At 65.9% G+C, this 13,767-nt stretch carries 13 protein-coding genes and 1 pseudogene; all 14 read right to left on the minus strand.

Going from position 1 to position 13,767, the window contains the following annotated elements:
* Position 1: 1 nt before the first annotated feature.
* Positions 2-832: a type II secretion system protein gene (locus tag F0185_RS28245; protein ID WP_229477230.1), complete on the minus strand. Its 831-nt coding sequence runs from the start codon at positions 830-832 to the stop codon at positions 2-4.
* A complete protein-coding gene (locus F0185_RS28250) occupies positions 798-1,187 on the minus strand; it encodes a type II secretion system protein (protein WP_229477231.1) in 390 nt (129 codons plus the stop codon). Before F0185_RS28250 ends, F0185_RS28245 begins: the two co-directional genes overlap by 35 nt.
* Positions 1,188-1,204: 17 nt before the next feature.
* Positions 1,205-1,684 carry a type II secretion system protein gene (locus F0185_RS28255; protein WP_229477232.1) on the minus strand — a complete coding sequence of 160 codons (480 nt, stop codon included), beginning with the start codon at positions 1,682-1,684 and terminating at the stop codon, positions 1,205-1,207.
* The gene (locus F0185_RS28260; RefSeq protein ID WP_229477233.1) at positions 1,684-3,600 is read right to left on the minus strand and encodes a secretin GspD/PilQ domain-containing protein; all 1,917 of its coding nucleotides are present in this window, start codon (positions 3,598-3,600) and stop codon (positions 1,684-1,686) included. Before F0185_RS28260 ends, F0185_RS28255 begins: the two co-directional genes overlap by 1 nt.
* A gap of 35 nt (positions 3,601-3,635) precedes the next feature.
* Positions 3,636-4,175, minus strand: coding sequence for a hypothetical protein (locus F0185_RS28265; RefSeq protein ID WP_167230599.1), 540 nt, complete (start codon positions 4,173-4,175; stop codon positions 3,636-3,638).
* Positions 4,172-4,738, minus strand: a complete 567-nt coding sequence (locus tag F0185_RS28270; protein ID WP_167230603.1) for a hypothetical protein — start codon at positions 4,736-4,738, stop codon at positions 4,172-4,174. The genes F0185_RS28265 and F0185_RS28270 overlap by 4 nt, the downstream gene beginning before the upstream one ends.
* Positions 4,735-5,280 carry a PilN domain-containing protein gene (locus F0185_RS28275; RefSeq protein WP_167230606.1) on the minus strand — a complete coding sequence of 182 codons (546 nt, stop codon included), beginning with the start codon at positions 5,278-5,280 and terminating at the stop codon, positions 4,735-4,737. Before F0185_RS28275 ends, F0185_RS28270 begins: the two co-directional genes overlap by 4 nt.
* Positions 5,277-6,089, minus strand: coding sequence for a hypothetical protein (locus tag F0185_RS28280; protein ID WP_167230609.1), 813 nt, complete (start codon positions 6,087-6,089; stop codon positions 5,277-5,279). The genes F0185_RS28275 and F0185_RS28280 overlap by 4 nt, the downstream gene beginning before the upstream one ends.
* Positions 6,082-7,779, minus strand: a complete 1,698-nt coding sequence (locus F0185_RS28285) for a GspE/PulE family protein (protein ID WP_167230612.1) — start codon at positions 7,777-7,779, stop codon at positions 6,082-6,084. Before F0185_RS28285 ends, F0185_RS28280 begins: the two co-directional genes overlap by 8 nt.
* Positions 7,776-8,963 (minus strand): type II secretion system F family protein, encoded by a 1,188-nt coding sequence (locus F0185_RS28290; protein WP_167230615.1) that lies wholly within the window; start codon positions 8,961-8,963, stop codon positions 7,776-7,778. Before F0185_RS28290 ends, F0185_RS28285 begins: the two co-directional genes overlap by 4 nt.
* Before the next feature lie 41 nt (positions 8,964-9,004).
* Complete coding sequence (gspG, locus tag F0185_RS28295) at positions 9,005-9,448, minus strand: type II secretion system major pseudopilin GspG (RefSeq protein ID WP_167230618.1); 444 nt, start codon at positions 9,446-9,448, stop codon at positions 9,005-9,007.
* A gap of 219 nt (positions 9,449-9,667) precedes the next feature.
* The gene (locus tag F0185_RS28300; protein WP_167230621.1) at positions 9,668-10,300 is read right to left on the minus strand and encodes an NF038129 family PEP-CTERM protein; all 633 of its coding nucleotides are present in this window, start codon (positions 10,298-10,300) and stop codon (positions 9,668-9,670) included.
* Positions 10,301-10,310: 10 nt separating this feature from the next.
* Positions 10,311-13,358, minus strand: coding sequence for an ExeM/NucH family extracellular endonuclease (locus F0185_RS28305; RefSeq protein ID WP_229477234.1), 3,048 nt, complete (start codon positions 13,356-13,358; stop codon positions 10,311-10,313).
* Between the two features lie 265 nt (positions 13,359-13,623).
* A pseudogene (locus tag F0185_RS35020) lies at positions 13,624-13,767 on the minus strand (RNA-guided endonuclease InsQ/TnpB family protein); the annotation flags it as partial.

Here is a 13,767-nt window from a genome sequence, read left to right on the forward strand (position 1 = left end):
CTTACATCTCGCGTTTGGGCTCGTTGCGGCGGCCTTCGTCGCGCTGGCGCTCGTCCTGCCCGGCACTCTCCTTGCCCGACTGATCTTCTTGCGGCGGCTCTGCCGGTTCGTCAGGCTTGTCCGCCGGCGGCTCGGCCTTCTCAGGCTGCGCTTCCTCGGGCGGCGGCGTGGCGGCGTCCGCAGCCGGTTCCTGGGCTGGCGCAGGAACCGGCGCGGGCGACATCTGGTCCGCCGGTTTTGCAGCGCCTTCCACCGGCGGAAACAGCGGCGCCGGCTGGCCAGGCTGGTTCTGGCCGGGCACCGCCATCGGCTCCTGCGGCGCCATGGTCAAGGTCGACAAGGTGAACTTCCACTCCGACAGCTTGCTCTTGTTTTCCATGTTCAGAAAGCGCGCGTCGAAATTGCCGACCTTGAGCGGCGGCGCGTCCGACAGGCTGTACACGCCCAGCACGCCCTGCTTGTCGCCCACGTACATCACACCCCATTCGGCCTTGCCGGTGATCGGGTCGACGAAAATCTTGCGCAGATGGCGCCGGATGCCGGGAAAGCGCGGGTCCTTGAGCAGTTCCTGCAAGGTGGGCGGCTGCTGCGGCTGGCCCGGCGGCGTGGCGGCGGCGTAGCTGCGCAGCGCATCGCTGAAGGCGGCGCCGATGGCCAGCAGTTCTTCTTCGGCGGCGGCGCGCTGCATGAGCGAGCCGACTTTCAGGCTGGCCGCACCAACGAGGCCGATGATGGTGACCAGGATGATCAGCCCAAGATAGGTAAAGCCGTGCGCGCGCTGGCGGCGCGGCGCGGCCCTACCAGTCGAGATACGGTTTGCCGTTGCGGTCATTGCCGGGCGCCCCACTCTTGATGCTGTACAGGTTGCCCTTGGTGGTGTCTTCGGGAGCCACCAGGATCCAGCTGGTGCTGCTGTCGGCCACCGGGTCCACGGGAATATTGCGCAGGTATTTTTTCTCGACCAGCTGTTCCAGCGAATCGGGATAACGCCCGGTGTCGGCGTAGTACTGGTCGATCACGGCGCGCGTGTTGCGCAGGTTGTCGGCCAGGATCGTATCCTTGGCGCTGTCGATGCTCGGAAAAAAGCGCGGCACCGCGAGCGTGAGCAGTAGCGCGACAATGCCCAGCACCACCAGCAGTTCGATCAGGGTGAAGCCGCGCGCCGGGCGGCCTTGGTTTGCTTGCATTCGTGCTTGCATCCTCTTTACCATTTGCGGTACGGTACATCGTTCAGGCCGACCCGGTCCGAGGTCGAATACACATCGTACACGTCCTCGCCTTCGCGCGGGTCAAGGGCCTCGCTGGCGTAGCTGCGCTTGCCCCAGGTCTGGGCGGGATTCACATCGCCGCTGGCGCTGAAAGGGTCGCGCGGCACGCGGCGCAGGAAAAAAATCTTGGCGCGGGTGGGACTACGCACATCGGGCACGCCTTCGACCAGTTGATCGAGCGATTTCGGGTAACCGTTGCTGTTCAAGGCGCGCGCGATCCGCCCCTCGTCGTAAGCGCGCTTGTAGGCGTCGATCCCCTGGCGGATTTCGCGCAGCGAGCGGCGCAATTCCTGCTCCTGCTGGCGTTGCATGGTCACTTGCGTCACCGGCACCACCAGGGTGCCGAGCAGGGCCAGAATCGCCAGGGTCACCAGCAATTCGATCAGCGTGAAGCCGCGGCCCCGCCCCTGCGCCATCATTGCTCCGGCGCGGGCGTGGTTTCCGGGACCGGCACCGGGGTGACGGCGGCGGCCGGCGCTTCCGGAATCGCCGGGGCCTGGACCGGGGCCGGGGTCGGCGCACGCACGCCTGGCGACGGCGGCATGACCACCGGCGCGCGCGGCGTCGTGTCCGGACGGCGCCGGAAGCTGGTCTCGGTGCCGGCGCTGAACTCGGACGCGCTGGCCGGCGGACGCTGGATGTTGCGGATCAAATGCGGCGTAATCGACAGCACGATCTCGGTGCGGTCGGCGCCGTCGGCGGTGCGCCCGAACAGGCGCCCGACCACCGGCAGGTTGCCCACGCCCGGAATCTTGGTGCCGTTGCTGCGGTCTTCATTGTTGATCAGGCCCGCCAGCACCTGGTTTTCGCCATCCTTCAGTTGCAGCATGGTCGACGCTTCGCGGTTGCCGATGCGGTACGCCGTGGTGCCCGAGGCGGTGGTGATGGTGTCGAGCAGGCTGCTCACCGTCAGGCCGACGCGGATGCCGATTTCGTTATTCAAATAGATGGTCGGCTCCACGTTCAGGGTCAGGCCGACATCCAGATACGTGATCGACTCCTGCGAAAAGCCGTTCGCCACGCCGCCCGACGACAAGGTGGTGGTGATGTTCGGGACCTTGTCGCCGATGACGATCTTGGCCTTTTCCTTGTTGCGCACGCGGATGCGCGGATTGGCCAGGGTGTTCGAGTCGCCGTCGGTCTTGCGCGCGGTGATCGTGGTCGACAGCGACGACAGGCCAATGTCGGCGCGCCCCAGCCCGCGCACGGTGTCGAGCGTGAGCGGCCCGCCGCCGGGCGTGGTCAGGGGCGCCAGGGTCAAGGTGGTGGGCCACGAGACGCCCAGTTCCAGCAGGCGGCTGCGCTTGATCTCCAAAATCTCGACTTCGAGCATGACTTCCGGCTCGGCCACGTCCTGCAGGGCCACCAGCTTGGCGGCCAGCTTGATCGCTTCCGGGTTGTCGCGCAAGATCACGAGGTTGAGCTTTTCGTCGATGACCACATCGCGCGACTTCAAAATGGTCTTGAGCGTGTTGGCCACCACCTTGGCGTCGGCGTTGGCCAGGAAGAAGGTCTTGACCGTCATTTCCTGGTATTCCTTGAGCTTGGTGGCCACGTTCTGGTACACCAGCAGGGTATTGCCATCCATGACCTGGTAGTCCAGCTGGTTCGACACCATCAGGTAGTAGATGGCCGATTCGACCGTGCTGTTTTTCAGGAAGATGGACGTCTTCTGGTCGGTCTTGACGTCCTTATCGAAGATGAAGTTCAGGTTCGAGCGGCGCGCGATCACATCGAGCACCTGCTTGAGCGGGGCGTCGCGGAACTCGATGCTGATCGGCGTCTTGTAGGCGGCGGACAAGCCTGTTTCGGCGACCGGCGCGGCGGTCTTTTCGGCTACCTGCAAGAGCAGCTGGCGCGCCGGTTCGTACTGCGGACGCTCGATCAGGATCGCGGCGGCGCGCGCGCGCGCCGGCTCGTATTCCTTGCGCTCGAAAGCGGCCGTGGCCTCTTCCATCGCCCTGGCGTGACGCTGGTCCATCTCGATCAGGCGCAGGCCGGCGCGGGCGCGCTCGTTGGCCGGGTCGAACCCCAGCACGCGCTGGTAATCCTGCAGCGCCGGGGCCGGCCTGCCGGCGGCGAGCGCGCGGTCGGCCTGGTCGAGCAGGCGCGTGGCGGCGCGGTCGCGCGCGCGCAGATAGGCGGCGCGAAAGACCGGGTTTTCGGGCTGGGCGTCGACTGCCTGGCGGTACTTGATCAAGCCCGCCTCGATTTCATCTTTCTCGACCAGCGAATTGCCTTCGAGGTAAGCGGCCTGCCCGGCGCAGCCAGCTAACGCCAACACGATCAGCGGCGCGGCGGCGGCGCGCGCAAGGCGGCGCCAGGGTGGCAAATTCAGGCAACGTGTGCCAATCCGGTGACTAGCCATCAGTCGAAGACTCCAATGTTGAGCTGTTGAACCTGGTTCAAAGGCAGATAGGTCAGGGTCAATGTGGGCGGCGCGATTGCGTCCACCCGGTACACGCCGTCGATCACCATCTTGTTACGTACGATATAGGTCTTGTCGCCGCGCGCGAGGAACACTTCCCACGCGCCCTCGCTCACCGCTTTTCCGATGAAGACGAAGGGCAGCGGCGGCGCGCTTGGCGGCGGCGGTGGCGGCGGTGGCGTGTTGTCCACCGGCGGCGCGGCGGGCGGCGGGTTCAGGTTCTGGCTGCCGAACACGCCGGCGCCGAAGGCGTCGTCGTCGTCGTCGCCGATCAGGGTGTCGCGCGCGGCCAGGCGCAGGATCGCAGGTTCCGCCGGTTCGGCGCGCGCGGCGACGCTACTTGCGCGGACCACGGCGGCCTTCGGCGCGCCGCGTTCGACCGCTTCGGCCACGTCCGATTCGGGCTTGTTGTCGCCGAAGATGAGCAGGCCGGCGGCCGCCAGCACGGCAGCGCCCATGACGAGGTGGCGTGGGTTCATTGCGGCGCTCCCGGCGCATCTTGCAGGTAAAAGGTCATGCGCACGCGCGCTTCGAGCGCCGGCTCGCCGAGGTTGTCGCGCTTGAAGCTGATTTCGTCGAGCGAGGCAAAGGGAATGGCGCGCAGCGACAGGATGGTGAACTTCCAGATGGCGCCATAGCTGCCCTTGACCGGCAAGGTCACCTGATAGGTATGCAGGCGCGCGTTGCGGTCGTACGCGGCCTTGTAGTCGCCCTGCGAGAGCGACAGGCCGCTCTTGGCGGCGATGCCGAACAGGGTCTTGACCTGCTGTTCGGCGTAGCGCTTCTCGCCCAGGGTGGCATAGAACAGGGCCAGGTTTTCGTTGGCGATGACGGGCGCCGGCTTGTCGACCGGTGGCGGCATGCGCGCCAGCCCGAGCGCGACAGCGTGGCGCTGCGCCTGCAGCGCGCCTTGCGGCAGCAGCCAGGCGACGGCCGCGCCGCCGGCCAGCAGCAGCACGCAAGCGCCGCAGAAAAACGGCCCCCCAGCGGCCACGCCCAGGCGCGCGCGCAGCGCCAGCTTGGCTAAGGTCGGCGCGCTCATGGCGCCACCCATTCGGCTTCGAGCTGGAAGCGGATTGGCTTGTTCGGGTCCTGCTCGTTGATTTCGTGGCGGATCAGGGTCACGCCGGCGAACAGTTCCTCGCGTTTGAGCAGTTCGACGTATTCGATCATGGCATCGCTGCTTTTCGCTTCGGCGGTGATTTTCAGGCTGCGTTTGCGCGCGTCCGGTTCCAGCGCCAGCATGCCGATGCCGGGCGGCGTGGCGGCGGCGATGGCGTCGTACAGGGCGCGCCACGGCAGGTTCAGTTGCAGGATGGCGGCGTTCACGCCGGCCGCCTGCGCTTCCGAAATGCGCGGGCCTTGCACCACGGGCGCCACCACCAGCGGCGCGCGCGAACGCAGGCGAGCCGCGTTCAATTCGGCGCTGTCGGCGCGCTGCTGCGTTACCAGGCGAAAGCCCAGGGTGGCGGCGCCGGCGCACAGCGCCAGCCCCAGCACGGCCACGGCCCAGGCGCCAGGACCGGCGCGGTGCAAGGTGCGCTGTACGGAGGGCGGCGCGAAATCGATGCGCACTGGTTTCACAAGCGACTCCCGGTGGCGGCCAGGCGCGCGCAGTCGGACCAGCCGGCGCCCTGCCCCTGTCCCAGCAGATGGCAAGCCAGCGCGGGATGGGCGGCGCCCTTGCTCCAGGCGGCCGGCGCGTGTCCCGATATGCACAGGCGCGCCGGCACGGACAGGTTCAGACGCAGCGCTTCGCGCGCCACATGCGCGGCCAGCCAGTCAAGATCGGCGCCCTCGGGCAACGCGGCGGCGCGCACGGCGCGGATCGCCCCATCCTCGATGGCGGCAATGGTCAGCACGCGCTGCTGCACCAGGCCATACCAGGCGCCGGCCTTGAGCGCGCCGCGCCACTGGTTAAAGCCGGCCACGAATTGCGGCGCCAGTTCCACCAGCGGCGCGCGCTGGGCGGCGCACACCTGTTCGATCAGCGCCAGCAAATGGCGCGGCAGCGCGGCGACCAGGAACGGCTGCGCCGCATCCCAGCCGGCGGCCAGTTGCCAGGCCCCGGTCGGCTCGCCGAACAGCGTTTGAAAGCGCAGCGCGGCGGCCGCTTCCAGGTCGGCCAGGCGCGCAGCACCCGCGGGCGGCGTCACCTGCCAGATGCGCACCAGTTCATCGGCCAGCACGATGGTGACGGGCCAGTTGGCGCTGCCGGCGCCTTCGAGCAGCAGGCGCAGGGCGCCGGCGATCGACTCGGGATGGCTGCCGCCGTCAAAGGCCAGTTCGGCCACCAATTCGGGCGCGTTGCCGCCAAAGCGGCTGGTTTTAAGGAGCGCGACGGCGCCGGGCGCGATGCCGACCCGCAGCGATTGTCCGAGCCGTCTACGCATGCAGGGTCACCCGCTTGATTTCGGTGAGCGTGGTGGCGCCGCGCTTGACCAGGTCGAGCGCGGCCAGGCGCAGGCTGCGGGTGCCGTTGGCGTGGGCCGCCGCCTTGATCTGGCGGATCGGGCGCTTGTCGACGATCAGTTCGCGGATTTCGTCGTTCAGGGTGAGGATTTCGGCGATCGAACGGCGCCCCTTGTAACCGGTGCCACGGCAATCGCCGCAGCCCTTGCCCTGCATGAAAAGATAGTCGTGCACGTCGGCGCGTTCCAGGTTGACGGCATCGAGTTCGGCGTCGCTCGGGGTGAATTGTTCCGCGCAGTGCGGGCAGTTCATGCGCACCAGGCGCTGCGCCCAAATGCCGTTGAGGGCCGAGACGAAGGCGTAGGGGTCGATGCCCATGTGGGTAAACCGGCCGAACACGTCGAACACGTTATTGGCGTGGACGGTGGTGAGCACCAGGTGGCCGGTCAGGGCCGACTGCACCGCGATTTCGGCGGTTTCGCGGTCGCGGATTTCGCCGACCATGATTTTGTCGGGGTCGTGGCGCAGGATCGAACGCAAGCCCTTGGCAAAGCTCAGGCCCTTCTTTTCGTTGACCGGAATTTGCAAGATGCCGGGCAGCTGGTATTCGACCGGGTCTTCGATGGTGATGATTTTTTCGCGCCCGTTATGGATTTCGGTCAGGGCCGCGTACAAGGTCGTGGTCTTGCCCGAGCCGGTCGGGCCGGTCACGAGCAGCATGCCGTAGGCTTCCTGCGCCAGCATGCGCAGGGACACCAGCGAGGCCGCGTCGAAACCGAGCGCCTCCAAGGTGAGCGCGCCGTAGGCTTCGATCATGGCGCGCTTGTCGAGAATACGGATCACCGCGTCCTCGCCGTGAATACTCGGCATGATGGACACGCGCAGGTCGATTTCGCGTCCGCCCGATTCGACCCGGAAGCTGCCGTCCTGCGGCACGCGGCGTTCGGCGATATCGAGTTCGGCCAGCACTTTCAGGCGCGAGATGATGTGCTCGGCCACTTCGACGCCGCCGACCGAGGTGGCGTGATCGAGCACGCCGTCGACCCGGTACTTGACGGCCAGGCCGCCGGCGGTGCTTTCGAGGTGAATGTCGGAGGCGCCGGCCTTGAGCGCGTCGTACAGGGTCGAGTTGACCAGCTTGACGGCCGGGCTGGCGGCCTCGGACACCGAGGCGAACGACAGCACGGCGGCGGTCTTGCCGTCGCGCCGGGCGTCGCCCACGTTGGCCACCAGGGTGTCGACCGCGCGCGCCGATTCTTCCTGCTTGGACAGGTAAGCCTGGATATCGGCTTGCAGCGCCAGGCGCACATGCAGCGGCGCGGCGGGCGTGGCGCGCGCGCGGGTGCTCAGCCAGGTTTGCAGGTCGACGTCGAACGGGTCGGCGATCACGCCGAGCACCTGGCCGCCGGGCTCGCGCAGCAGCACGCAGTGGCGCGCCAGCGCCTGGGCCAGCGGCAGCAGGTCGAACGCGGTGGCGCAGCTGAGCATCTCGGCCGTTTCCATCACCGTCAAGCCAAACGGGTCGGCCAGGGCCTGGACGATCTGGCGCGCGTCCAGGCCGCTGGACGCTTCCAGTTCGGCCACCAGCGGGCGTTGCGTCTGCAAGCTGCGCGCGCGCGCGGCGGCCAGCAGGCTTGGGTCGAGAATGGGAGACGGCACGGCGGTACTCAAGACATGTCTCCGGCCAGGTCGAAAATCGGCATATACAGCAGCACCACAATGGCGCCGACGACGAGCCCGATGGCGGCCATCAGCAAGGGTTCGAAAGTGCGGGTGAAGCGGTCGATCCAGCGGCTGATTTCGCCGTCGTAAAAGGCCGCCGACTGGGTCAGCATCGGCCCCATGTCGCCGGTGCGCTCGCCGACCCGCAGCATGCGCAGCGAAATCGGGGTGGTCAGGCTGTTGGCCTCGAACGCGCTTGAGAGCGGCAGGCCGGACTCGATGCTGATGCGCGCCGCGCTCAAGGAAGCGCGCATCGAACTCGACACCATGGCCTGCACGGTATCGATGGCGTTGACGATGGTGATGCCGCCTTCGCTGAGCATGCCGAGCGTGAGGTACAGTCGCGAGAGTTCGTAAATGCGCACCCGTTCGCCGATGCCGGGCAGGCGCGTGACCAGGCGCGCCAGGCCGCCATTGCCGGCCAGGCGGCGCCACAGCAGCACCAGCGCGCTGACCAGCAAGGCCAGGCCGCCCAGCAGCACGCTGGTGTGGCCGCTGGCGAACTGGCCCCAGCCGAGCAGCATCTGCGACATCCACGGCAGGTTGCGTCCGGCGCCCTGGTAGACCTCGGCAAAGCGCGGCACCACGTAGGTAATCAGGAACATGCTCACGCCGCCGCCGACGGCCAACAGGATCACCGGATAAATGGCGGCGCTGACGATCTTGCTGCGCACCACGTCGATGCGCTGCTGGTAATCGATGTAGCGCGCGAGCGAACGCGGCAGGTCGCTGGTGCCTTCGGCGGCGCGCACGATGCCGATGTAGAGCGGCGAAAACAGGTCGGGCTGGTCGGCCAGCACGCTGGAAAAGCGCTTGCCTTCGCGCAAGCCGCCGAGCAGGCGTTCGAGCACGTTGCGGGTCGAGACGCTGGTTTCTTTTTCGAGCAGGGCTTCGAGCGCTTCGACGATGCCCAGGCCGGCCGTCAGCAAGGCCAGCAGTTCCTGGCTGAACAGCACCAGCGACAGGCTGGCGCCGCGGCTACGGCGCAGGCCGGCGGCGCGCACCGGTTCGACCGCGCTGACGAACAGCCCGCGCGCCTCGCACTGGCGGCGGGCATCGGCCTCATCCTGGGCGTCGACCACCTGGCTGCTAATGCTCAGATCGGGCGCGAGGGTACGGACAGCAAACTGCATGAGGCCTTTGCGGAGAAAGGTAAAACCATGGGGTCAGGAAACTATTGGGACGTGATGTCGGCGTTTTCGCCGGTGCCGCCGGGTTGGCCGTCCTTGCCGGTCGACACGATTTCGTAGTCCCCCTTGGCGCCCGGCGCGCGGTACTGGTACGGGCGGCCCCATGGATCCTGCGGCACGGCCTTTTTCAGGTAAGGACCGTTCCATTTGGCGCCGGCGGTGGCGGGCGCGACCAGCAAAGCGGCCATGCCTTCTTCGGTGGTCGGATAGCGGCCGACGTCGAGGCGGTAGGTGTCGAGCGACTTTTCGAACGCTTCGATCTGGGCCTTGGCAACCGTCACTTCGGACTTGCCGAGCTGGGCGAAATACTTCGGCCCCACGTAAGCGGCGAGCAAGCCGATGATGACGATAACGACGAGTAATTCAAGCAGGGTGAAGCCCGCGTGGCGCGTGCGCCGGGAGTGGTTGATTTTTGTTGCTGCAAACATCCGTTCGACTCCTCAATGCTCAATTTGGCGTGCAAGGCTACCATGCCGCCGACGGTTGCGACAACTATTCTTTCATAGCGGGCGCGGGGATATTTAGCATGCTTTAGAGCAAGGTTTTTCGGGGCGCGCAGGCGAAAAAAAAGCACACTCGCCGTTGCCGGAAAATGTGCGATTTATGGAGGCGGACCGTGGCCCGCCTCAAGCGTGCTTGCGCGTCGCTTAGCGCGTCGCCTTGCTGGTGCGACGACGCACGAAGGCAACCAGGCCCAGGCCGGTCATGACCAGCAGCAGGTCGGACGGTTCCGGAACCGCGTTCGTGGTCACGGTCACGATACGGGTTGGATTGTCGATCTTGATGGTTGGCGTGCCACCATCGTCCGACGGCGGGTTGAGATCGAACTCGATCAGGTTATTCTCAGCGCCGTGATAGTCGCCCGTATCGAGATCGACCAGCGCCACGCCGAACAAGGCGCCAAACGAGCCAGGAATGGTTTCGAAGTCGCCATGGAAGGTAACGTCGAAACTGAGCATGCCGCCGAGCGTTACCTTGTGCATCAGGTAATTGAGATTGCCGCTGTTGGCGAAATTGACCATACCGGGAATCGCGCCGGTGACAGCGCCACTACGGCTCAGTTCATACTCGAAGATCCCGCCAAAATTGCTCACATCGGCAAAGGCCGAGGTGGCAGCTTGCTTGCTATTGAAACTAAGCAACATGGCGCCGCCCTTGCCGACAAATTGACTGGAGTCAATGTTGACGTGATAGGTCGGAATAGCCCAGGCAGTACTTGCACCCAATGCAAACGTTACAGCGAGCAATGCTTTCGTGATGATTCTTTTGATATCGAACATTCTTCTTCCCTTAGAGTGAACCACTTAAAATTTTCGTGACGAAACCAACGCCTTTACGGGCGGGACTGCTGTAAACAACGGAAAGGGTGACTTTGGCGCCAACTGGTATTGTACCATTGTTAACAGTCATATATGGTTCTGTTCCCAACATTCCAGTCCGTGTAGCAACAGTTACGCCAGGAGTCAGTGAAGAAAATACAACATGGACCGGCCCGGTAATCGGCGCCTTGCTGGTGTTGGTGATGGTCAGGGTGCCGCTGAAGGTATTTTTGAAGATATCCACGCGCAGGCCGGAACCCGTCACCCCGAAACTGGACGTGACGTCGGCATAGGTCGGCGCCAGGTTCAGCGCGACCACCACCGGATCGTGGTCCGAGGAGCGGAAGGCGTCATTCTTGAACAGGGCCTGGGCGGCGACGCTCTTGGCGTCGGTGTTGTAGTCGATCACGGTCGGTTCATCCGCATTGGTATGCCATTCGGTGGCGCCGGCCACCTGGGCGTCGAGCGAGGTGCTGGCCAGCGCATGGTCGAGGTAGCCGCTTTCGCCGTCGAAGACGTAGGAGTAAGGAATGCCGGCCGGACGCACGAAGCGCTCGAGCTGGTTGACCAGGCCGGCCTGGTTGAGCAGGTGGATCGGATCTTCGAAGCCGTGCGCATTCATGTCGCCGATGACCAGCACGTCCGGGTCGCCCGCGCTTGCCACCACTTGCGGAATGAAGTAGCTGGACAGGCGCTGCGCCTGCAGCACCCGGGTGGCGTTGTTGCAGCTCTGGCCATCGCCCAGGTCGGCATTGGCGCCGCTACCGCAGCCACCCTTCGACTTGAGGTGATTGACGATCAGCGAGAACTTCGCGCCGTTGCCGGCCTTGAAGGTCTGCGCCATCGGCGGCCGGTTGTTGACGGCGTCGCCGTCGGACAGCGCGCCGCCGACCAGCGCCAGCTTGGCCGGCTTGTAGATCATGGCCACGCGGATCGCATCGGTGCCGGTGGCGGCCGGCTTGGGCACGTAGGCATAGGTGTCGACGCCGATGGCCGCGTTGAGCTGCCTGACCAGGTAGTCGACCGCGATGTCGTCGTTGTTCTGGATTTCCATCAAGCCCACCACATCGGCGTCGATGGCCTTCAGTTCATTAACGATCTTGTCGCGCTGGCGCACGAATTCAGGCATGTTGTCGGCGCCACGGCAATTCGAGGCGCGCGTGGTCGAGCCGACCTTGCAGCCCTGCCCCGTGCGGCCCCAGGCGTCGGCGCCGTCGAGGAAGGTGGTGAAGAAATTGAGCACGTTGGCGCTGGCCACTTTGACATTTCCGACCGGCAGTTCCGGTGCGGCCAGGCGCGGGTTGCTGCGCGTGAACGACGGCGCCGCGGTCGGCTGGATCTTGAAAGCCGTGCCGCCGCCGCCGATGGCGCCGAAGTCGACCACGCCAACGAGCTTGTCGACGGTATCGCCGGCGCGCACCGTGCCATCCTGGCCGAGGTAAGGAATGCCCGAGCAGGCCACCACATCGGCGCACGGCGGGGTGGCGGCCGGCGGGGCGACGAACCAGCTGTCGTCGAGCACCAGTTGGTTGCCCGCATTCGACGCGGCCAGCGCCAGCGCCTCCGGCGTGCCCGGACGGAAGCGGTTGGTCGCGGTTTCGCGGCGCCCGACCGACAGGGTCAGTTCGCCGCGGTCGCCCAGGTAACTGGTCTGGTTGACGGTCAGCGTGTTGGTGATATTGACCAGCATCGCTTCGTAGCGCGCCAGGTCGATGCCCGGCTCGAAAGCGATATTGACTGGCGTCACGCTATTGCCGCCGCCAAGCACATCGGTGCCGGTGACATCCTTCATTTCAGTGTAGGTGCGCAGCGCGCCGGTCGGCTTGTACTCGACGATGGTGCCTTTCACGCGCACCAGGTCGCCCAGCGCCACCGTCGGCGCGGCGCCGGTGAAGACAAACAGGCCGTCCGAGGTGGCCGGATCGCCGTCGCCGTTGGCATCCTGGATGAAGTAGCCGTTCGACACCTTGTGGGTGACCACGCCTTCGGTGCTCACGCTGACATTGGCGAACGGGCTGGCCGCGCCGGCGCCCTGGATTTGCGGAATCGTGGCCGCGCCCGAAACGCTGACATTGACCGGGCAGGTCGCTTCCTGGCCGGCATTGTTGGTGAAACGAATCACGAGCGGGTAGCTGCCCGATGCCAGGGTCGCGCCGGCCTGCAGGTTGACGCTGGCGGACGCGCCATTCGCGCTGGCCGCCGTCAGGCTGCCCAGGCTGATGCCGGGCACGGCGCCGCTGGCGATCGCCGCGCCGTTGACGATACTGTCTTCATCCGAGGCGCGCAGCAAGACCGCGCCCGGCTTACCCTGTTCGATGGCCAGGCTGGCCGGGCAGGCCGGCACGATCGGCTTGGCTTGCGGCACGGTGGCGCCGCAGGTATTGCGGGCCGAGGCGCTGGTGCGCGGGGCCGGCGCGCCGGTGGCGAAATCGACGCTGTTGTCGTCGGTGTCGGCGCAGCCGCCGTTGGCGCGGAACAAGGCCAGCGAGGCCGACATGGCCGGCGCGCGCGTGCCTTCGGCGCCGTTGGCGGTGCCGAAGCCGACCAGGTCGGCGATGTTCGCGCCCGCCGGGGTGGCGCCGCTCAAGGTGACGGTGTCGCGCACCAAGGCCACTTTGCCGGTGGTTCCCGACATGTTAAAACCGCTTTGCGGCGCGATGAGCGGGGTTGGCAGCGAAGGCTGGCCCGTGCCGCCGCTCTGCTGCTGGATCAGGATGTACTGGCCCGGCTCGACGGTAAAGGTCGGCAGGGCCGACTTGCCGCTCCAGGCGCCGGTGCTGGTGGCCGAGCCGTACTGCAGGCTCCACCCTTCGGCGGTGACCGGGGCGCTGCCGCGGTTGAAGATTTCGATGTAGTCGTGGGTAAAGAACGTGGTGTTGGCATTGCCACCGGCGCCGTACAACTGGCTGATCACGAGGTCGGGCGAGGCCGCCATGGCGGGAACGGCAAGACCTGCCATCAGTGCGGCCAGCACGGTAAGCCGGCCGGGAACGTGGATGGTTGCTACGGGCTTTTTCATCGAAACTTCCTGAAGGGAGTAGAGTGGAGTCGTCATTGTCATGCCGACTACGGACGTTGGTGTTCTATGTTAGCAAAAAGTATTCTTCCATAGTAAATTTCATCATAGTTGTGATAAATGACAACATGATGACGAAGACGACTGGTGTGGATGCTATTTTTCTTGCAGCGGCGGCATGCCGGAGGATCAGCTTACCCGCCGCGGTGGGCAAGGCCGCTGTTCAGCGCAAGCGTGCGCGCTGGCCGGACTTGACATCCTCCCCTCCCTAAAGGAAGGGGATTTCTACGGCGCCGCGTGATGATCTACGGGTCGCTTCGGTGGGTTCCTGCTTCATCGAGCGGCCTGACTGCGCCGACTCTCCACAGGCTAAGACGCGATGTCCTCGCGCTAAAACATTCATCGCGCCGAC

Origin of the sequence: Massilia rubra (genome assembly GCF_011682065.1) — a bacterium.
GTDB classification, from domain to species: Bacteria; Pseudomonadota; Gammaproteobacteria; order Burkholderiales; family Burkholderiaceae_D; genus Telluria_A; species Telluria_A rubra.

What these genes read in the sequence shown, in the direction of transcription:
- F0185_RS28245 (WP_229477230.1), bottom strand. Translation starts at nt 832, where the DNA reads ATGACCGCAACGGCAAACCGTATCTCGACTGGTAGGGCCGCGCCGCGC.
- F0185_RS28250 (WP_229477231.1), bottom strand. Translation starts at nt 1,187, where the DNA reads ATGCAAGCAAACCAAGGCCGCCCGGCGCGCGGCTTCACCCTGATCGAA.
- F0185_RS28255 (WP_229477232.1), bottom strand. Translation starts at nt 1,684, where the DNA reads ATGGCGCAGGGGCGGGGCCGCGGCTTCACGCTGATCGAATTGCTGGTG.
- F0185_RS28265 (WP_167230599.1), bottom strand. Translation starts at nt 4,175, where the DNA reads ATGAACCCACGCCACCTCGTCATGGGCGCTGCCGTGCTGGCGGCCGCC.
- F0185_RS28270 (WP_167230603.1), bottom strand. Translation starts at nt 4,738, where the DNA reads ATGAGCGCGCCGACCTTAGCCAAGCTGGCGCTGCGCGCGCGCCTGGGC.
- F0185_RS28280 (WP_167230609.1), bottom strand. Translation starts at nt 6,089, where the DNA reads ATGCGTAGACGGCTCGGACAATCGCTGCGGGTCGGCATCGCGCCCGGC.
- F0185_RS28290 (WP_167230615.1), bottom strand. Translation starts at nt 8,963, where the DNA reads ATGCAGTTTGCTGTCCGTACCCTCGCGCCCGATCTGAGCATTAGCAGC.
- gspG (WP_167230618.1), bottom strand. Translation starts at nt 9,448, where the DNA reads ATGTTTGCAGCAACAAAAATCAACCACTCCCGGCGCACGCGCCACGCG.
- F0185_RS28300 (WP_167230621.1), bottom strand. Translation starts at nt 10,300, where the DNA reads ATGTTCGATATCAAAAGAATCATCACGAAAGCATTGCTCGCTGTAACG.
- F0185_RS28305 (WP_229477234.1), bottom strand. Translation starts at nt 13,358, where the DNA reads ATGAAAAAGCCCGTAGCAACCATCCACGTTCCCGGCCGGCTTACCGTG.